The sequence below is a fragment of the Qipengyuania intermedia genome (assembly GCF_019711615.1).
Taxonomy (GTDB): Bacteria; Pseudomonadota; Alphaproteobacteria; order Sphingomonadales; family Sphingomonadaceae; genus Qipengyuania; species Qipengyuania intermedia.
In genome coordinates, this window is record NZ_JAIGNS010000001.1 from 539,080 (window position 1) to 556,437 (window position 17,358).

Below are 17,358 nucleotides of genomic sequence, written 5' to 3' on the forward strand. Positions count from 1 at the left end.
CGATCCCCACGTCAGCTGCAGGTCACTCGGCCGAGATTGCGTTCGTACTGGCTCTGCAAACGTCCTGCGGCCAGCGCAGGATAGGTTTCGCCGAATTCGGCCAGTGCGATGCAGGCGCGCTTGGTATCGTCGAGCGCAATCATCGCTTCGGCGAGATAGAGCAGGCTGTCACCTGCACGCGGCGCGTTCTTGTCGGCCTGGTAGTTGCGCAGGAACCAGGGCGCAGCGTCATTCGGTTTGCCATCGTCGAGATAGGCTCGGCCCAGCAGGTTGCGGCCATAGGTCGCGCGCCAGTGGCTGGGATAGCGTTCCACGAACAGGGTCAGCTGCTGCTGCGCTTCGGGGAAGAAGCCCGCGTCCCACAGGCGGAAGCCGTAGGAGTATTCGTCGTCCGCCGCATCGTCGGTCTGCGGCTTCGCGATAGCCTGCACGGCCGCAACGCGCTCGGCGCTCGGCTGCGCGGCGGCAGGTGCCGGAGTGGGCGTCGGTGTGGGTGTCGAGGTTGCCGCAGGCCGCGTAGTCGCGGTCGATGCGGAGCCAGCCGGCGTGGAGGTCGTAGCCGCTGGCGAAGGAGCCGGGGCCTTGGCCGCCTCGAGTGCTTCGATCCGCTCTTCGAGCAGGCGCATCGCATTGCCGCCGACCTCGTACTGGGCGGTCAGGCGCTGAAGCTGGGTTTCGAGCGCATCGAGGCGCGCGAGAATGTCGGTCACCGCGGTCGTCGATGTCGTCGTGCTCACGCTGGGCCGGGTGGCCGGCTGGCCGGTAATTTCCGGCTCGAAATACCGGCCGTCACCGCCCGGGAAGACCTTGCGCTGCAAGGCGCGGACTTCCGCTTCCAGTTTGCGGATGCGCGTCTGGGAATCGTCCTGTGCCGCAGCCGGCATGGAAGTCGCCACCAATGCAACGGCGATAGCGCCAAGTCCGAAACCACGTGCAATGCGGGTCGATGTCACGCCCGTTCTCCTCAATTCGAAATTCATGTGAATCTAGCCCTACCCCCGCAAAACTGTCGAGGGGATGAAGCGGGTTTTCCGCCGCGATCAGGTTGCGGGTGTTCCCGCCCCGGCAGGCGGTTCGGACGCGGCATCGCCAGCTTCCTCCGGCGCCGGGCGGGCCAGCAATGCCTCGGCTGTGACCGGGACGTCGCGCACCACCTCGTCTTCTTCGGAAAGCTTGGGCACCGGACGTCCGCCGATCGTGATCGCCAGCGCATACGGGCGGCCGGTCCATATCTGCGGACCCTCGGCATCGCTCGGCACGGTATAGGTGTCACCGGTATTCATCTGAGCTTCGTAGAGGCGCTCCCCACTGGCGTCGTAGAATTTGACCCAGGTCTCGTCCATCTCGCTGGTAAAGACGACCGGACCACCGGTCGGCTGCGCAGCCGGAGCAGGCTCTCTCGCCTGCGGATTGTCGGCAGCGGCAAACTGCTCTTCGGGGTCCTGCAGCGGCGCCGGCCCGAGGCCGGGCGCGAAGTAGCTGCGATAGAAAGCGTAGATCCCGCCCATCAGGAGAATTGCTGCAAAAACGGCAAACCATGCCAGACCTCGACCCGGCACACGGGCCGGGTCTCCGGGCTCGAATTTCGCAGGGGTGGCATCGACATTGCCCCGGTGCTCGGCCAGTTCGGCACGCACCTGGTCCAGCACTTCGCGCTCGTCCAGTTCCAGCGTACGCGCATAGGTGCGGCTGAACCCGATGGCATAGGTGCGCGACGGCAGGGATGCGAAATCGCCCGCCTCGATCGATTCAAGGTGGCGTTGAGGAATACGGGTTTCAGCCGCGACCTGCTCCAGCTCGAGGCCCTTCGCCTCGCGCGCAGCGCGCAACCTGTCACCCACGCGGTCCATGCGCGCGCTCTCCTCTTCGACGATGCCGTCTTCTTCCATGCGATTCCCGAATGATTAGTGCCCGGCGGGTGTTCCCGCTCCCGTTGACGCCAGAATGGGATCGGAGGCCTTCCTGTCAAGCATTGATCGGGCCGCGATCACGCCTTGGGGACGAGCCGCGCGCGCTGCGCGACGAAATCAGTCGAGGTCGATGTCGTTGTCCGCCGCCCACTGGGTAAGCTCGGCCCGCATATCCGCCGGCGGGTTGAGCAACCAGCGCTGCATCTGCGCCGACAGGTCGGGCAAATAGACCTTGCGCACCAGTTCCTTGATCGGGCCGACCGCTGCGGGCGTGATCGAAAACCGCGTGAAGCCGAGCCCCATCAGGGCCAGCGCTTCCAGCCGCCTGCCGCCCATTTCCCCGCACACCGCAAGGCGAACCTTGGAGCCGACCATGTTCTTCGCGATCCGGTCCATGAAGCGCAGGATCGCAGGACTGAGCCAATCGTAGCGTTCGGCCAGCTTGGGGTTGGCCCTGTCCGCTGCGAACAGGAACTGGGTGAGGTCGTTTGTGCCGACGGAAATGAACGACACTTTCGGCAAGAGCAGGTCGAGCACCTCGGCCAGCGAAGGCACCTCGAGCATGCAGCCATACTCGATGCTTTCGGGCATATGGCGGCGACGCGTCCGCAGGAAGTCGGCCTGCTCTTCGAAGATCGCCTTCGCTGCATCGAATTCCCATGGTTCGGATACCATCGGGAACATGACCGAAAGCTGCCGTCCGGCTGCCGCCTCCAGCAGGGCGCGGGCCTGCGCTTTCAGCAGCCCTTCGCGCTCCAGCGACAGGCGCAGCGCACGCCAGCCCATGGCCGGGTTCTCGTCCCGCTCCGCAGTGTTGTTGTCGAGATAGGGCACCGCCTTGTCGCCGCCGATATCAACGGTGCGGAAGACGACCTTCTTGCCGTCCGCCGCATCGAGGACGTCGCGATAGAGCCGCATCTGCCGTTCGCGCTGGGGGAGCGTCGACGACACGAGGAACTGGAATTCGGTCCGGAACAGGCCGATGCCGTCGGCCCCGGTCAGTTGCAGCGCGCTGACATCGTCGCGCAAACCGGCGTTGATCATCACCATCACGCGGGTCCCGTCGCGCGTGAAGGGTTCGACATCGCGCAATTCGGCATAGGTCGCCTGCTTTTCGCGGTTGCGCGCAAATCGCGTCTCGAACGCGTCCAGCATGGTCGGCGTGGGGCGCAGCGTGACCGTGCCCTTGTCCGCATCCACCAGGATTTCGTCGCCTTCGCTGACGCGCGAGCGAAAGCCCGGCACGCGCCCTAGCACCGGGATACCCATTGCCCGCGCGACGATCACGACATGGGCGGTGAGCGAGCCTTCCTCCAGCACCACGCCTTTCAGCCGGCGCCGATCGTATTCGAGCAGTTCGGCAGGACCGAGATTGCGCGCGATCAGGATGGTATCGCGCCTGAGGCCTTGGGATGCAGCTGTCCCGAGCTGGCCGGACACGATGCGCAGCAAACGGTTCGACAGGTCTTCCAGATCGTGCATCCGGTCGGCGAGCAAGGGATCGTCGATCTCGCGCATGCGCATCCGGGTACGTTGCTGGACGCGCTCGATAGCGGCCTCTGCGGTCAGCCCGCTGTCGATCGCTTCGTTGATCCGGCGGCTCCACCCTTCGTCATAAGCGAACATCTTGTAGGTCTCGAGAACCTCCACATGCTCGCCGCCCTTGCCGAATTCGGGCTCCTTGCCCATCGCGTCGATCTGGTCGCGCATCTTGTCGAAGGCACGGTAGACGCGCTGGCGTTCGGCCTCGACGTCTTCGGCCATGACCTGGTCGATTTCGATGCGCGGCTGGTGGAAGACAGCAACGCCCGCCGCCAGCCCCTTCACCAGCGTCAGGCCGTCGAAAACCTCCATCTCGGTCGATGGTTCGCCGAAGCCGAGATCGGCCTCGTCATCGACCAGTTCCTTGTGGGCGATGAGTTCGGACAGGACCATGGCCGTGGTCTGTAGCGCTTCGATCTCGACGTCTTCGTATTTGCGCGGTTCCATGTGCTGGACGCACAGCACGCCGACCGCGCGTTCGCGGTAGACGATGGGTACGCCGGCGAAGGAATGGAATTTTTCCTCCCCCGTTTCAGGGCGATAGAGGAAGTCGGGGTGCGCTTTTGCCTCTGCCAGGTTCAGCGTTTCGATGTTCTGGGCGATGGTCCCGGTCAGCCCTTCGCCGATGCCCATGCGCGTGACGTGGACCGCTTCGGGGTTGAGGCCGCGGGTCGCGTAGAGCTCCAGCGCCCCTTCGCGCAAGAGGTAGATCGAGCACACCTCGCTCGACAGCGCATCGGCGATGATTTCGACCACGCGATCGAGCTTGTGCTGGGCATGCGTGCGCCCGGCCATAACTTCGTGAAGGCGCGTGAGAATCTGGCGAGCTGATGCAACTGCTGACATGGCTCGCAGCTATAGCAAAATTGGCGGGTTGCGAAAGCGGGACGCTGGCGCGCGGCCATGCCCCGCCTTCGATGCGGGCCGCTTAATTGGCGGCCAGTTCTTCCTTGATCCGAAGCTTCTGCCTCTTGATCTTCTGGATCATCGCAATGTCGGGCGCCGGGCGGGTCTGTTCATCGTGCAGGCGAGCTTCGAGCCCGGCGTGCTTGGCCTTCAGTGCGTCGACATGTGATGAGTGCATCGGGTTGTCTCCTTCGTGAGCTTGCGACCCATTAGAAGCGACTCGTGCCATTGCGGAACGAGCCGCAGACCGATTATCAAATCATACTATTTGGAATTTACAAAGCCCCGCCTTGGGGTCATGCGACAGGCCGAGATTTGGGGAAGACGACCGTGAACGAACAAGAGCTGCGCAAACGCCTGGAAATGCTGCGTAGCGAGCATCGCGACCTCGATGTGGCGATCGCCGCGCTGACAGAGGCGGGCGACCAGGGCGGCTTTACCGACCAGCTCCAGATCGCGCGGCTCAAGAAGCGCAAGCTGATCCTGAAAGACCGGATTTCCATCATCGAGGACAATCTGATCCCCGACATCATTGCCTGAGCGCCGTCCCCGTCTCTAAGCGGGACAGCCGCACCGCCCCATTGGAACACTGCCGCGCTTTGCGCTATCGGGCCGAACATATGATCGCATCCACCGCCATTAACGAACAGATCGTCGAAGAGCTGTATGCCGAAGCGCTGCTTCTGGCCGACGAGGCCCGCTCCGCGTTCGACCTGCACGATACGCAGGACCCGGCACTGGCGGCCAATGAAGTGCGTATCGCGATGTCGATCGAGGGACTTCGCACGACCACGCGGGTGATGAATTCCCTCGCTTGGCTGCTCAACCAGCGCGCGTTCTTTTCCGGCGAGCTGAGCCGCGAACAATTGAAGAAGCACGGGTCGCTGGGCGAAGAACGCCCCTCGGATCCGCGCAACATGGCGCTTCTGCCCTTGAAGGTGCGCTCGCTCGTCCGCGATACCGAGCGCCTTCACAGCCGCGTAGCACGGCTCGATAGCGAGCAGCGCTCGCGCGAGCCTGCGAATGACGATCCGGTCGGCAGCCTGCAGGGCCGGATTGCCGACGCTTTCGACGCGGGCTGATCAGGTCGCCGAGAGTGCCTTGGCATAGCGCGCAAGCCGGGCTTCGCGCACATTTGCATCCATCGAGGGCGTGAACGTATCGGCCTTGCCGCGCATTTGCGCCGCCGCCGCTTCGAGGGAGGGATATAGCCCTGCCCCCACCGCAGCACACACCGCAGCCCCTAGCGCGGTTGTCTCCACGAATTCCGGCCGCTCGACCTCGATATCGAGAATGTCGGCGAGATCCTGCGCCATCCAGTTGTTGGCGCTCATCCCGCCGTCGATCCTGAGGCTCGCCCATGGCGCGCCGTCGGCCGCGAATGCCTGCGCGAGGTCATGCGTCTGGTGCGCCATCGCCTCCAGTGCAGCGCGCGCGATCTGCGCCTTGCCGCTGGCAAAGCTGAGGCCCGAAATGACGCCCCGCGCCTCGGGCATCCAGTGCGGCGCGCCAAGCCCGGCAAGCGCAGGCACGATCACCACTTCGCCACTATCCTCGATGGACCGTGCCAATTCTTCCGTCTGCGCGGCACTTTCGATCAGGCCCAGTTCGTCGCGCAGGTATTTGATCAGGCTACCCGCCACGAAACAGGCGCCCTCGATTGCATAGGTACGCTGGCCGCCCGACTGGTGCAGGACCGTGCCGAGAAGGCGGTGGTCCGAACGGGGAATGTCGCTGCCCTTGTTGGTAAGGACGAAGGCTCCCGTCCCGTAGGTTGCCTTGGTTTCGCCGAACGAGAGACAGCCCTGCCCGATCGTCGCAGACTGCTGGTCACCCACGAGACCGGTGATGGGGACAGCCTGCCCCAGCCACTCGTCCGTCGCGACGGCCAGGTCGCCATGCGTGTCGACGACCTGCGGCAGGCTTTCGCGCGGAACGCCGAACAGCTCGCACAAACCCTCGTCGAACTGCTCGCCATCGAGCGCGAGCAGCAGCGTCCGGCTGGCGTTGCTGGCATCAGAAACATGCGTTCCGCCCGACAGCTTGAAGACCAGCCAGCTTTCCACCGTGCCAAAGGCGAGCGTGCCCTTATCGTGCGCGGCCTTCACCGCCTCGTCATTGTCGAGCATCCAACGCATCTTCGTGCCCGAAAAATAGGGGTCGAGCAGCAGGCCGGTGCGCTGCTGGACCATTGGTTCGTGCCCTGCATCCTTCAGCTTCGCGCAGAACCCGGAGGTCCGGCGATCCTGCCAGACGATCGCGCGTGCCAGCGGTTCGCCGCTGTTCCGGTCCCAGGCGACAACCGTTTCGCGCTGGTTGGTGATGCCGATGGCCGCAATCCGTCCTGCGTCCTCGCCCACCGCTTCGCGCGTGCAGCCAAGCGTCTTCTCCCAGATTTCTGCCGCATCGTGTTCGACCCAGCCCGGGCGCGGATAGTGCTGCGTCAGTTCGGCCTGACATACCGCCTCCAGCCCGCCCTGCCTGTCGAACACCATCGCCCTGGTGGACGTCGTTCCCGCATCGAGAACAAGAATGCACTCGGCCATGATTTCTCCCTCTTCACCGGCAGATGGTGACATGAACCGCCACCTCCCCCATATGCAACCCCATGGCAGGTCCTCCTCCCAAACCATGGCCCACGGGCGAAGCGCAGCAGCTCGAACCGCTGGTGCGGCGCGTGCTGGCCCCCAACCCTTCGCCCTATACCTATACGGGCACGCAGTCCTATGTCGTGGGCATCGGCGGCGGCTGTGCGGTCATCGATCCGGGCCCGGACGATCCCGAACACCTCCTCGCGCTAGATGCGGCCATCGGTGACGAGCACGTCTGCGCGATCATGTGCACGCATACGCACCGCGACCACTCGCCTGCCGCGCGTCCCCTTGCCGCGCGTACGGGCGCGCCCATCGTCGGATGCGCCCCGCTGGTGCTCGACGATAGCGGCCCGCGTGCCGACGCGTCTTTCGACCGGACTTACGAGCCCGACCGCGTGCTGGCCGATGGAGAAGCGATGACCGGCCCCGGCTGGACCTTGCGCGCAGTGGCAACGCCCGGCCACGTGTCGAACCACCTGTGCTTCGCGCTGGAAGAAAGTGGCGCGCTGTTTACCGGCGACCATGTAATGGGCTGGTCGACCAGCGTCGTCGTGCCGCCCGACGGGGACATGGCTGACTACATGGCCAGCCTCGAGAAACTCTATGCCCGCGAGGACCGGGTCTATTATCCCGCGCATGGCGAGGCGATCGAAAAGCCCCGCCAGATGGTTCGCGGGATGATCGGCCATCGCCGGCAGCGCGAGAACCAGATCCTGCGCCATTTGCAGGACGGTCCGCTGGAAGCGAAAGATTTCGTGCCCAGGATGTACAAGGGCCTGGATGCACGCCTGCATGGCGCGGCGAAGATGTCGGTGACTGCCCACCTCATCGATCTGGAACGCCGGGGACTGGTCCAGCGTTCTGGAGAGGTATGGCAAACGACACCAAGCACGCAGACACCCTAGGAACCGGCACCGTGGCTAAGCCGCGTAAGGAGCAATCGCTCGCGCGGGTGCAGGCGGTTCCGTGGCTCATCGTAATTCTTCTGATCGCTGCCTGCGCCTGGCTGGGCTGGCGCGCGTTTTTCCACCAGGAAGAAGGCGACCCGGTCGCCAGCGCCATGCTCGCGTTCGAGAAGCAGAACTCGCTGACCGTTTTCTCCTCGCGCTTCGAAGTCGTGGCGGAAAGCGTCGACAAGCGCGGCGTTCTCGGCGTCGACCTGCTCGAAAGCAGGCAGGCGGCAGTCATCCCGGCAACGGTCGAATACCGTCTCGACCTGTCGCGCATGGACCGCGACCGCTTCGAATGGGACGAGGCCAGCGATACGCTCGACGTGATCCTGCCTGCGCTCAAGATTTCGCGCCCCAACCTCGACGAAGGATCGCAGACCACCTTCACCGAGGGCGCGTACGTCAGCCGCGACGCGAGCAGCGATCTTGCCCGCAACAATTCGCGCCAGGCCGAACGCAAGGCTGCGGAGTTCGCCAAGAACCCGCAGGTTCTCGCCATGGCACGCGGTGCGGCAAAGGAAGCCGTGCGCCAGAACCTCGCCATTCCGCTGCAGGTCGCAGGCTACGAGGATATCACCGTCAATGTTCGTTTCGACGGGGAAACACCAGCGGACTGATTGACGGCCCTTCGCTCCCCCGATAGCTTTCGCGGCCATAACGATAAATACAAGTGGTCGCGTGAACTTGGGGGAGGGAACGACCATGGCATCGACTGCCGCGCATTCGGGAACGGGCGCTATTCGGGGCGAGACCCGATTTTTCACCATCATGGCGGTCGTCATGTCGACGATCATCGTCGCAGGCTTCTCGCTCAATCTCGCGATGGGCCGGTCCAGCTTCAACGTGCCCTGGGCCTATCACGTTCACGGCATCATCTTCATGTCGTGGATCGGGCTTTATCTCGCCCAGCACTTCACGGCATCGTCGGGCAATTGGGCACTGCATCGCAAGCTCGGCAAATTCGCCTATCTCCTGCTTCCGGTCATGCTGGCTGCAGGATCTCTTATCATGATCGTCGTCGCGCAGCGGACCGGCGGCCCCTTCTTCTTCGACGTGAACGAGTTCCTCATCAGCAACCTCGCGCTGGTCTGGTGCTTCGGCTTTCTCGCGTTCTGGGCCTTGTTGCGGCAACGCTACACCGGCTGGCACCGACGCCTTATGCTGTGTTCCATGGCCATCCTGCTCGGGCCGGGTGTCGGACGCCTGCTTCCCTTGCCGCTGATGATCCCCAATGCGTGGACCATCACTACCATCGTCACGATGATCTTTCCCGTGATCGGCATGATCGCCGACAAGCGCAAGCTCGGCCGCGTCCATCCTGCTTACTGGTGGGGCCTCGGCACTTACGCCGGCGTCTTCGTCGCCTCGATGCTGCTCGCCTACTCGCCGCTCGGATATGCGATTACCGATTGGGTCGTGGCGGGAACGCCGGGTGCAGAGCGCCCGATGGAGGCATTCCTGCCGCCCGGCTTCACGATGTAGCACTTCGCGGAACCCCCTCGCCTCGCCAGCCATTCTGTCTATAAGCGCATCAAACGCATCAGACGGGACAGATTATGACTGCCGAAACCAGCCTGCCGACCGGGGAAGACCTGCTCAGCGAAATCGATCGCCTCCGCAAGGAGAAGAATGCGATCATTCTGGCGCATTACTACCAGACCGCGGATATCCAGGACATCGCCGATTTCGTGGGCGACAGCCTGGAATTGTCGCGCAAGGCGGCGGAAACCGATGCCGACGTCATCGTGTTCTGCGGGGTAAAGTTCATGGCTGATACGGCCAAGATCCTCAGCCCCGAAAAGATCGTCGTCCTGCCCGACATGGACGCCGGGTGCAGCCTCGAGGACAGCTGCCCGCCCGAAAAGTTCAAGGCTTTCCGCGAAGCTCATCCGGACCACATCGCGCTGACCTACATCAACTGCTCGACCGAGGTGAAAGCGCTGTCGGACGTGATCGTCACCAGCTCCAGCGCTGAAACGATCATCAGCCAGATCCCCGAAGACCAGAAGATCATCTTCGGCCCCGACCGTCACCTCGGCGGCTATATGAGCCGCAAGTTCAACCGCGAAATGCTGCTGTGGCCGGGTGTCTGCATCGTGCACGAGGCTTTCAGCGAGACAGAACTGCTCAAGCTCAAGGCCCAGCACCCCGATGCACCCGTCGCCGCGCATCCCGAATGCCCGCCGACCATCATCGACCATGCCGATTATGTCGGCTCGACCAGCGGCATCCTGCAGTTCGCCAAGACTTTCGAGGGCGATACGCTGATCGTGGCGACCGAACCGCACATCATCCACCAGATGGAAAAGGCCCTGCCAGAAAAGACCTTCATCGGCGCACCAGGCGCAGACGGCAACTGCAGCTGCAACATCTGCCCCTACATGGCGCTCAACACCATGGAGAAGATGTACGCCTGCCTGCGCGATCTGGAACCGCGGATTGAGATCGAGGAAGGTCTGCGCCTCAAGGCCAAGCAAAGCCTCGACAAGATGCTCGAAATGGCCAGCGGCACGATCGGCAAGGGCGATCTGGGCAAAGTATGAGGCACCGAGAGCGGTCATGCGCGTTTAGCCCTGCATGACCGCTGAAATCCGCTTTTTCTGGGCGCGCCTCAACGCCAACTATTGGTTCTATCCGGCGCTATTCTCGATCCTGGCCGCTCTCCTGGCCTTTGCGATGGTGTGGCTGGATCGCTCCGGTTTCGCCGAGTTCCTCAATGACGTGAACTGGCTCGTCCCCGCCCGGCCCAAGGGCGCGGCGGACATGCTCACCGTCATGGCAGGCAGCATGATCGGCGTCGCTTCGACGGTGTTCTCGATCACGATCGCGGCTGTCGCCTATGCCAGCGGCAATTACGGGCCACGGCTGCTGACGAACTTCATGGAAGATCGCGGCAACCAGCTGAGCCTTGCGACCTTTATCGGCAGCTTCGTCTATTCCCTTCTCGTACTTCGCGCCGTTCGCGCCGAAGACGAGACGCCCGCCACGATCAGCGATGCCACGACCACTGCGCTGCCCGGTTTCACGCCGCAGCTATCGCTGCTCGTCGCTTACGTTCTGCTCGGCCTGTGTGTCGCGGTCCTTGTTTTCTTCCTCAACCACATTCCCTCGAGCATCCGCATCAACAAGGTACTCGAAGGGATCGGCAACCGACTTCTCGACGCCATCCGCGAGACATATCCGGTCGAAAACGAATTCGCCGATGCGCGCCAGCCCGAAGGCGGCGATCCGATTACCGCCTGGGGCACCGGCTACGTGCAGCTCATCGATTTCGAGGATCTCGAAAAAATCGCGCGGGATTGCGGGTGCACATTCTCGCTGGTCGTGCGGACCGGTGACTTCGTCCACCGCGAAATGGAACTGATCTGCATCAAGGGCTGCAAGCCGGAGAAAATCGAGGACCGCGTGCGCGAATGTTTCACGCTCGGGGCGACGCGCACGCCGGAACAGGACCCCCAGTTCCTGATCGACGAGCTGGTGGAAATCGGGCTACGCGCGCTCTCGCCCGGGATCAACGATCCCTTCACCGCAATTACGGCGCTCCATTGGCTGGGCGCAGCCACGGCGGAGGTGGGCCGCCGGGACCTGCGCAAGAACGTGTGCGCCGAAGACGCGGAAGATTGCCCCGTGATCCCCGCCCCCGACGGGTTCGATCACTACGTGAAGCGCGGTTTCGGCGCGATCCGCAGTGCCGTAGCGACCTCGCCTATTGCGGCCGAAGTAATGCTCGACACCCTCGCCAATGCGGCGACCCCGCTCAGGCACGAAGGCCGCCAGGCCAGCCTCAAGGCCGAAGCGGAAAAGCTGGCGGAACAAGTGAAGCTAAGCCTTGTCGGCCCGGACCTCGAACGGTTCGAAAAGCACCACAGCGAATTCAAACGCACGTTCTGGTAAGCGTCAGCGCGTTCGCGGGACCTTGACCTTGCCTGCCGCGCTGCGGGCGATGACTAGGGCCGTTCCCACCAGCGCCATGCCTGCGACATCCAGCGGGGTGAGCATTTCTCCGAACACGGCCCAGCCGATCGTCGCGCCGATGGCCGGCTGCAGCAGCAGCGCCATGCCGATGATCAGCGGCGGGAAATGGCGAAGCGAGAAAACGAGAAGGCCCTGCCCGACGATCTGGCTAGACAGCGCCAGCAGGACGACCGGCCGCCAGCCTGCTTCGCCAGGCCAGATCGGCTCGCCACTCGCCAGTGCGATCGACAGCAGGATCGGCGAGGCGGCCAGCGAGACCAGCAAGAGCACGCTCCATTGACCGAGTGCAGTTCTCGCGCTCTGTGCAGGCAGGAGATAAAAGGCATAAAACAGTCCTGCCGCGAGGCAGAAAAGGTCGCCGACGAAGCTCTCCTGCGAAATCTCGAGGCTGCGGCCCAGCAGGATCGCAGAGCCCAGCAGAGCCATAGCCACCCCCGAAAACTCGCGGCGCGAGGGTGTCCGGCGCAGGGCAAGCAATCCCCAGATCATCAGGATCACGCTGCCGGAATTTCCGAACAGGACCGCATTGCCGAGCCGGGTCCGTTCGATCCCCACGTGCCAGCTGGCAAGGTCGAGAGCGAAAAACACGCCGGCGGCGACAGCAAGCAGGGCAAGCCTCTTGTCCAGGGGTTCGGGTGACCGGCTACGCCAGGCGAGAAACGCCAGAGGGGGGATCGGCAGGAGCAGGCGCCAGAAGGCCGACGAGACGGGCCCCGTATCCGCCAGCCTCACCAGCCATGGACCGAGGGCCAGCGCGAAATTTCCAGCAAGCAGTGCAACGAAGTGCCATGCGCCGGGCTGAAAGCCATTCTTGTCGGCCGGGGCGCTTGTTTCGCTCATCCCGGCCCCCTAGCTCTCCTGTCACAAGGAAGTCAGCAAAAAAGGACTTGTCCAACATGCATGCAAAGCTGTTCGAACCGCTCGCTCTCGGCGCCATCGAAACGAAGAACCGCGTCTACATGGCCCCGCTCACCCGCGGCCGTTCGACGCAGCCCGGCTCCATCCCGAACGAGATGATGGCGACCTATTACCGCCAGCGCGCGGGGGCCGGCCTGATCATTTCCGAAGCGACCGGCATCAGCGTGGAAGGGCTCGGCTGGCCTGCCGCTCCCGGTATCTGGAGCGATGAACAGGTCGAAGGCTGGAAGCCCGTGACGCAGGCCGTGCACGAAGAAGGCGGCACGATCGTATTGCAGCTGTGGCACATGGGACGCCTCGTCCATCCCGATTTCCTGGGCGGCGAACCGCCCGTCTCGGCCAGCGCCACCTGCGCTCCCGGCCATGCCCATACTTTCGAGGGCCGCAAGGATTACCGGCCTGCCCGCGCGCTCGGCACGGACGAGATCGCGCGTGTCGTCGAAGACTACCGGCACGCTGCCGAGAATGCGAAGAAAGCCGGGTTCGACGGCGTCCAGCTCCATGGTGCGAACGGCTATCTGGTCGACCAATTCCTGCGCGACAGCACCAACCAGCGCGAAGACGAATATGGCGGCAGCCCGGAAAACCGCACGCGTTTCCTGCGCGAAGTGCTGACTGCCCTGATCGACGTGTGGGGCGCCGACCGCGTCGGCGTGCGCTTGTCGCCCAACGGCGAAACGCAAGGCTGCGACGATAGCGATCCGCCCGCGACCTTCGGCGCCGCCGCGAAGGTGGTCGAAGAACTCGGCCTCGCCTTCCTCGAATTGCGCGAGCCGGGGCCGGAAGGCACATTCGGCAGCACCGACGTGCCCAAGCAAAGCCCGCTGATCCGCCAGATCTATTCGGGGCCGCTGATCCTGAACAGCGATTACACGCCCGAAGATGCGGTAGCCGACATCGAGGCCGGTCGCTGCGATGCCGTAAGCTGGGGCCGCGATTTCATCTCCAACCCCGACCTGCCGGAGCGTTTCCGCCTGGGCGCAAACCTGCAACCCAATGTAAACGTGCCGCAAAGCTGGTACCTTCCGGGGCCCGAAGGATACATCGATTACCCCATGCTAACCAAACAGGAGCACACTCCGGCAGAGTGATTCGCACCGTCCCGGCGCGTGTCGCCCGCTAAGGAGGGTTGTCGTATGCGCTCGTGGATCCACGTCCCGGCGGACAAGGAAAAGGCCCTGGGCCAGGTTGCAGGCTGCGGCGCGGACGTCGTGGTCATCGACCTGGCCCGTGCTGCCAATACCGATGCCAAGCAGCACAGCCGCCTTGCTGCGCGCGACTGGCTGGTCTCGCATCGCGAGCAACTGGTTGCCGCCCGCCGGTTCGAACGGTGGGCGCGCGTCGGCCCGGTCTCCACGCCCCAATGGCGCGACGACCTCGACGCCGCGCTGGAAGGTGCGCCCGACGGCATCGTACTGGCGGGCTGTTCGAGCAGCGAGGATATCCAGCAGTTCGCGGCCATGCTCTACGAGGGCGAGGCGAAGGCCGGATTGCGCAGCAATTCGATCCGTATCGTGCCCGAACTTGGCGGAAGCCCGGCCGCCGCGCTGGGCCTCGCCGCTTTCGCAAGCGAACTTCATCCGCGCATCGTCGGCTATGGCTGGGATGCCGCGTCCCTCGCCCGCACGATCGGTGCGCGCAGGATGCGGGGGCCGGGCGGACTGTGGATCGACCCGCTGGCCCATGTCCGGGCGCAGGTCCTTCTGGCAGCCCACGCGCGCGGTTTGCAGGCAATCGAAGCGGGTTTCCGCGACACACGCGATGCCGAAGGCGCCGAGCGCGCGATCAAGGCCGCGCGTGCCGATGGTTTCACCGGAATGATCGCAGTCCATCCATCCCAGGTGGACCCGATCAACAAGGCGTTCCTGCCTTCCCCCGATGAAACGGCGGAAGCGCGCGAAGTGATCGGCCTGTTCTCGCTCAATCCCGGGGCCGAAGTGCTGCCGTTTCGTGGCCGTTATGTGGGCCAGGCGGACCTGGCGCGCGCCAAGGCCCTGCTCGGGGAGAGCTAGGCTTCGTCGTCGGTCCCGGCATCCTCGGCCGAAGCAGCGGGCTCTGCGGGTGCGGCAGGGCTTGCCTCGCTCTCGCTATCGCTCGCTGGCTCGGCCGCATCGCTACCGGATGAGGCCGAGGGCGAATCGTCGCCGGTCTCCTGCCTCAAGGGCGGCGCTTGCGAAGTCTGCGTGGCAAGCGGCAGCATGTCGTCGCTGATGGTGCCGCCCAGCACTTCGCCTTCGGCCGTCTGGCCCCCGTCATCGGCAGCGACCTCGGCCGCCTCGTCCTGGCAGCCGGCGAGCAGCAGCGCGCCTGCGGCAATCATCGCAATACGGTTCATGGCAGCGCACATTCCTTTCCAGACAATGCGGCGAGGAAGTCTCCCGCCCGCCGCTTGAGTGCCTCGTCAAAGGCTTCGGGCGAGACGGCATGGCCCAGCCGCGCCATGCTTGTCACCCCGAATTCGTCGATCCCGCACGGGACGATGCCGGCAAAATGGGACAGGTCGGGATCGAGATTGACCGAAAAACCGTGCATCGTGACCCATCGCCTGACGCGCACGCCGATGGCGCCGATCTTCGCCTCCCGCCCGTCGATATCGCGCGTCCAGATACCGATCCGCCCTTCGGAGCGCCAGCATTCGACGCCAAGGTCGCCCAGCGTTGCGATCACCCAGCCTTCCAGCGAGTGGACGAAGCACCGCACGTCGCGTCCCCGTTCCCTGAGGTCGAGCATGACGTAGCCGATCCGTTGTCCGGGCCCGTGATAGGTATAGCGGCCGCCGCGCCCCGCCTCGACCACTTCGAACCTGGGGTCGAGCAGTTCGGCCCCGTCGGCACTGGTACCGGCGGTGTAGACCGGCGGGTGCTCGAGCATCCACAAGAGTTCGCGGGCCTCGCCCTCGGCAATCGCCCGGTTGCGGCTTTCCATCTGCTCGAGCGCGTCGCGATAGGGAACCTGCGCCTTTTCGGCGCGCCATTCCACGCTATCGGTGAGCAAATCGTCCATCGTGATTGCGTGGCGATGCCCGCTGCGCTTATCAAGTGGGAAAGAGAGGGTAACGCGATGAAATTCGACTTCGACAAGGGCTGGAGCGAGGCGCTTGCATTGATCCGCAGCAATTTCGGGCTGCTGGCGACGATCGCGGGTGTCCTGATCTTCCTGCCTTCCGCATTCGCCGCGATCCTCTTTCCCGACGCCAGCCTGGAAATTGCAGGCGGTGGCTCGGCACAGCCCGACATGGATCAGTTGCAAGCGGCCATAGAAACGCTCGTTGCCCAATACTGGTGGCTGTTCCTTATCGTCTTCCTGCTGACCAGCCTGGCGCAGCTGGCGATGTTCGCCTTCATGCGCCGCCGCGCCTCTCCCACGGTTGGCGAGGCGCTGGGCACGGCGGCCGGTTTGTTGCCGAGCTTCGTGGGTGCATATGTATTGCAGGTGCTCGCCCTGACGGTGCCCTATATCCTGCTTGTGGCATTACCTGCGATGGCCGGCCTCGCACCGATCGCCCTGGTCGGCGGCCTGGTGATGATCCCGCTCGTCATCTACCTGATGATCAAGTTCTCGCTGACCACGGCGGTCATCGGCCTTGAGGGGGAGCGTAATCCCGTCGCCGCCCTGCGCCGGTCGTGGAGGCTGACGAAGGGCAATTCGTTTCGCCTGCTGGGCTTCTATCTGCTGCTGGCGGTTGCCGCTTTCATCCTGTTCCTGATCGCAGGCTGGATCGTCGGCCTGGTCTTCTCTTTCGGGGGTGCGGAAACGGTCAGCTTCGGGACGGCGCTATTCGCGGGCGTGGTCGATGCGCTGTCGTCGGTCTTCATGGTCAGCATCTTTGCCGCCATCCACGCGCAGCTCTCGCGCCTGTCCGCGGCGGACGAGCGCCTCGAAGCCTAACCCCTGGGTTCTTTCCAGCCCCAGAAGAGCTGGCAGGGCAGCACGTTGAGCGCTTCGAACCCGCGCTCGATTCGCTGGAAATGCGGCGCCATGTAATCGCGCGCCTTGGCCGAGAACTGGTAGACGAGGAACGCGCCGCCGGGACGGATGACGCGATAGGTGGCCTCGGCAATCGCAGGGCCCACGCCCGCAGGCAGGGTCGAAAACGGCAGGCCGGAAAGCACGTAATCGGCATGGTCGTGGCCGTGCGCCTTCACGATCTCCTCCACATCGGCTGCCGATCCGTGAACCGCGGTGAAGCGGCTGTCCACGAAGTGCTTGCGCAGGTAATCGATATACAGCGGGTTGGTGTCGATCACGATCAGCGAGCCGTCGCGCGGCAGGCGGTCGAGCACGGCCTGGCAGAACGTCCCCACGCCCGGACCATATTCGACGAAGAGCTTGCACTCTTCCCATTTGACCGGGCCGAGCATCTTTTCGATGGTGAAACGCGAGGACGGGATGATCGAACCCACCATCTTGGGATGTTCGAGAAACCCCCGGAAGAAGACGCCCCACTGGCCGAAAAACCGCGAAGCTTTCTGTTTTAAAGAGCGTCTTTCGAGCGCTCCGACACTGTTGCGTCCGGTCAAGTCCGGCCCCTTCACTTATCGGAAAGACAAGCACTTGCTGTGG

The 17,358-nt window shown here is 64.1% G+C and carries 19 protein-coding genes; 10 read left to right on the forward strand and 9 right to left on the reverse strand.

Translation table 11 applies throughout. The features are described from left to right. Window positions 1–11 precede the first annotated feature (11 nt). The 4 genes from K3179_RS02680 to K3179_RS02695 form a co-directional block, all read right to left on the reverse strand. Window positions 12–884: a tetratricopeptide repeat protein gene (locus tag K3179_RS02680; RefSeq protein ID WP_247712843.1), complete on the reverse strand. Its 873-nt coding sequence runs from the start codon at window positions 882–884 to the stop codon at window positions 12–14. 156 nt (window positions 885–1,040) lie between these two features. Then, complete coding sequence (locus K3179_RS02685) at window positions 1,041–1,889, reverse strand: helix-turn-helix domain-containing protein (RefSeq protein WP_221562348.1); 849 nt, start codon at window positions 1,887–1,889, stop codon at window positions 1,041–1,043. A gap of 138 nt (window positions 1,890–2,027) precedes the next feature. Continuing rightward, window positions 2,028–4,298 (reverse strand): phosphoenolpyruvate--protein phosphotransferase, encoded by a 2,271-nt coding sequence (gene ptsP / locus K3179_RS02690; protein WP_221562349.1) that lies wholly within the window; start codon window positions 4,296–4,298, stop codon window positions 2,028–2,030. A gap of 82 nt (window positions 4,299–4,380) precedes the next feature. Further along, window positions 4,381–4,536, reverse strand: coding sequence for a YdcH family protein (locus K3179_RS02695; RefSeq protein ID WP_100260532.1), 156 nt, complete (start codon window positions 4,534–4,536; stop codon window positions 4,381–4,383). A gap of 152 nt (window positions 4,537–4,688) precedes the next feature. Here K3179_RS02695 and K3179_RS02700 point away from each other — a divergent pair, with 152 nt between their 5' ends. Together K3179_RS02700 and K3179_RS02705 are read left to right on the forward strand one after the other, a co-directional pair. Beyond that, the gene (locus K3179_RS02700; RefSeq protein ID WP_221562350.1) at window positions 4,689–4,898 is read left to right on the forward strand and encodes a YdcH family protein; all 210 of its coding nucleotides are present in this window, start codon (window positions 4,689–4,691) and stop codon (window positions 4,896–4,898) included. Window positions 4,899–4,978: 80 nt separating this feature from the next. Further along, complete coding sequence (locus K3179_RS02705; RefSeq protein ID WP_221562351.1) at window positions 4,979–5,440, forward strand: DUF1465 family protein; 462 nt, start codon at window positions 4,979–4,981, stop codon at window positions 5,438–5,440. On the opposite strand, the gene K3179_RS02710 is transcribed toward K3179_RS02705, so the two are convergent. Beyond that, a complete protein-coding gene (locus K3179_RS02710) occupies window positions 5,441–6,904 on the reverse strand; it encodes a glycerol kinase (protein ID WP_221562352.1) in 1,464 nt (487 codons plus the stop codon). A 62-nt stretch (window positions 6,905–6,966) separates the two neighbouring features. Between K3179_RS02710 and K3179_RS02715 the strand changes: the two genes are divergently transcribed. The 5 genes from K3179_RS02715 (at window position 6,967) to K3179_RS02735 (ending at window position 11,796) form a co-directional block, all read left to right on the forward strand. Further along, window positions 6,967–7,857: an MBL fold metallo-hydrolase gene (locus K3179_RS02715; RefSeq protein ID WP_221562353.1), complete on the forward strand. Its 891-nt coding sequence runs from the start codon at window positions 6,967–6,969 to the stop codon at window positions 7,855–7,857. 11 nt (window positions 7,858–7,868) lie between these two features. Continuing rightward, complete coding sequence (locus K3179_RS02720; RefSeq protein WP_345721880.1) at window positions 7,869–8,519, forward strand: DUF4230 domain-containing protein; 651 nt, start codon at window positions 7,869–7,871, stop codon at window positions 8,517–8,519. 85 nt (window positions 8,520–8,604) lie between these two features. Continuing rightward, the gene (locus K3179_RS02725) at window positions 8,605–9,384 is read left to right on the forward strand and encodes a hypothetical protein (RefSeq protein WP_221562355.1); all 780 of its coding nucleotides are present in this window, start codon (window positions 8,605–8,607) and stop codon (window positions 9,382–9,384) included. 74 nt (window positions 9,385–9,458) lie between these two features. Further along, window positions 9,459–10,445 carry a quinolinate synthase NadA gene (nadA, locus tag K3179_RS02730; RefSeq protein ID WP_221562356.1) on the forward strand — a complete coding sequence of 329 codons (987 nt, stop codon included), beginning with the start codon at window positions 9,459–9,461 and terminating at the stop codon, window positions 10,443–10,445. 34 nt (window positions 10,446–10,479) lie between these two features. Continuing rightward, the gene (locus K3179_RS02735; protein WP_221562357.1) at window positions 10,480–11,796 is read left to right on the forward strand and encodes a DUF2254 domain-containing protein; all 1,317 of its coding nucleotides are present in this window, start codon (window positions 10,480–10,482) and stop codon (window positions 11,794–11,796) included. 3 nt (window positions 11,797–11,799) lie between these two features. On the opposite strand, the gene K3179_RS02740 is transcribed toward K3179_RS02735, so the two are convergent. After that, window positions 11,800–12,717 carry a DMT family transporter gene (locus K3179_RS02740; RefSeq protein ID WP_221562358.1) on the reverse strand — a complete coding sequence of 306 codons (918 nt, stop codon included), beginning with the start codon at window positions 12,715–12,717 and terminating at the stop codon, window positions 11,800–11,802. 56 nt (window positions 12,718–12,773) lie between these two features. Between K3179_RS02740 and K3179_RS02745 the strand changes: the two genes are divergently transcribed. Both K3179_RS02745 and K3179_RS02750 read left to right on the forward strand, forming a co-directional pair. Continuing rightward, entirely contained in the window at window positions 12,774–13,886 is a 1,113-nt protein-coding gene (locus K3179_RS02745) for an alkene reductase (protein ID WP_221562359.1), read from the forward strand. Between the two features lie 45 nt (window positions 13,887–13,931). After that, window positions 13,932–14,807: an HpcH/HpaI aldolase/citrate lyase family protein gene (locus tag K3179_RS02750; protein WP_221562360.1), complete on the forward strand. Its 876-nt coding sequence runs from the start codon at window positions 13,932–13,934 to the stop codon at window positions 14,805–14,807. Here K3179_RS02750 and K3179_RS02755 read toward each other — a convergent pair. Together K3179_RS02755 and lipB are read right to left on the reverse strand one after the other, a co-directional pair. Next, window positions 14,804–15,130 carry a hypothetical protein gene (locus tag K3179_RS02755; RefSeq protein WP_221562361.1) on the reverse strand — a complete coding sequence of 109 codons (327 nt, stop codon included), beginning with the start codon at window positions 15,128–15,130 and terminating at the stop codon, window positions 14,804–14,806. The genes K3179_RS02750 and K3179_RS02755 overlap by 4 nt on opposite strands. Then, on the reverse strand, window positions 15,127–15,798 hold the full coding sequence (gene lipB / locus K3179_RS02760; protein WP_221562362.1) for a lipoyl(octanoyl) transferase LipB: 672 nt from the start codon (window positions 15,796–15,798) through the stop codon (window positions 15,127–15,129). Before lipB ends, K3179_RS02755 begins: the two co-directional genes overlap by 4 nt. A 57-nt stretch (window positions 15,799–15,855) precedes the next feature. On the opposite strand from lipB, the gene K3179_RS02765 reads away from it, so the two are divergent. Then, on the forward strand, window positions 15,856–16,683 hold the full coding sequence (locus K3179_RS02765) for a glycerophosphoryl diester phosphodiesterase membrane domain-containing protein (protein ID WP_221562363.1): 828 nt from the start codon (window positions 15,856–15,858) through the stop codon (window positions 16,681–16,683). Here the strand turns inward: K3179_RS02765 and K3179_RS02770 are convergent. Next, window positions 16,680–17,315, reverse strand: coding sequence for a class I SAM-dependent methyltransferase (locus tag K3179_RS02770; RefSeq protein WP_221562364.1), 636 nt, complete (start codon window positions 17,313–17,315; stop codon window positions 16,680–16,682). The two genes, K3179_RS02765 and K3179_RS02770, sit on opposite strands and share 4 nt — an antisense overlap. Window positions 17,316–17,358 lie beyond the last annotated feature (43 nt).

Bases quoted from the DNA above. Each gene is read 5' to 3' on its own strand.
- K3179_RS02750 (WP_221562360.1), top strand. From the start codon at position 13,932: ATGCGCTCGTGGATCCACGTCCCGGCGGACAAGGAAAAGGCCCTGGGC.
- K3179_RS02745 (WP_221562359.1), top strand. From the start codon at position 12,774: ATGCATGCAAAGCTGTTCGAACCGCTCGCTCTCGGCGCCATCGAAACG.
- K3179_RS02680 (WP_247712843.1), bottom strand. From the start codon at position 884: ATGCCGGCTGCGGCACAGGACGATTCCCAGACGCGCATCCGCAAACTG.
- K3179_RS02710 (WP_221562352.1), bottom strand. From the start codon at position 6,904: ATGGCCGAGTGCATTCTTGTTCTCGATGCGGGAACGACGTCCACCAGG.
- K3179_RS02765 (WP_221562363.1), top strand. From the start codon at position 15,856: ATGAAATTCGACTTCGACAAGGGCTGGAGCGAGGCGCTTGCATTGATC.
- ptsP (WP_221562349.1), bottom strand. From the start codon at position 4,298: ATGTCAGCAGTTGCATCAGCTCGCCAGATTCTCACGCGCCTTCACGAA.
- lipB (WP_221562362.1), bottom strand. From the start codon at position 15,798: ATGGACGATTTGCTCACCGATAGCGTGGAATGGCGCGCCGAAAAGGCG.
- K3179_RS02735 (WP_221562357.1), top strand. From the start codon at position 10,480: ATGACCGCTGAAATCCGCTTTTTCTGGGCGCGCCTCAACGCCAACTAT.
- K3179_RS02755 (WP_221562361.1), bottom strand. From the start codon at position 15,130: ATGAACCGTATTGCGATGATTGCCGCAGGCGCGCTGCTGCTCGCCGGC.
- nadA (WP_221562356.1), top strand. From the start codon at position 9,459: ATGACTGCCGAAACCAGCCTGCCGACCGGGGAAGACCTGCTCAGCGAA.
- K3179_RS02740 (WP_221562358.1), bottom strand. From the start codon at position 12,717: ATGAGCGAAACAAGCGCCCCGGCCGACAAGAATGGCTTTCAGCCCGGC.
- K3179_RS02695 (WP_100260532.1), bottom strand. From the start codon at position 4,536: ATGCACTCATCACATGTCGACGCACTGAAGGCCAAGCACGCCGGGCTC.
- K3179_RS02715 (WP_221562353.1), top strand. From the start codon at position 6,967: ATGGCAGGTCCTCCTCCCAAACCATGGCCCACGGGCGAAGCGCAGCAG.
- K3179_RS02705 (WP_221562351.1), top strand. From the start codon at position 4,979: ATGATCGCATCCACCGCCATTAACGAACAGATCGTCGAAGAGCTGTAT.
- K3179_RS02725 (WP_221562355.1), top strand. From the start codon at position 8,605: ATGGCATCGACTGCCGCGCATTCGGGAACGGGCGCTATTCGGGGCGAG.
- K3179_RS02685 (WP_221562348.1), bottom strand. From the start codon at position 1,889: ATGGAAGAAGACGGCATCGTCGAAGAGGAGAGCGCGCGCATGGACCGC.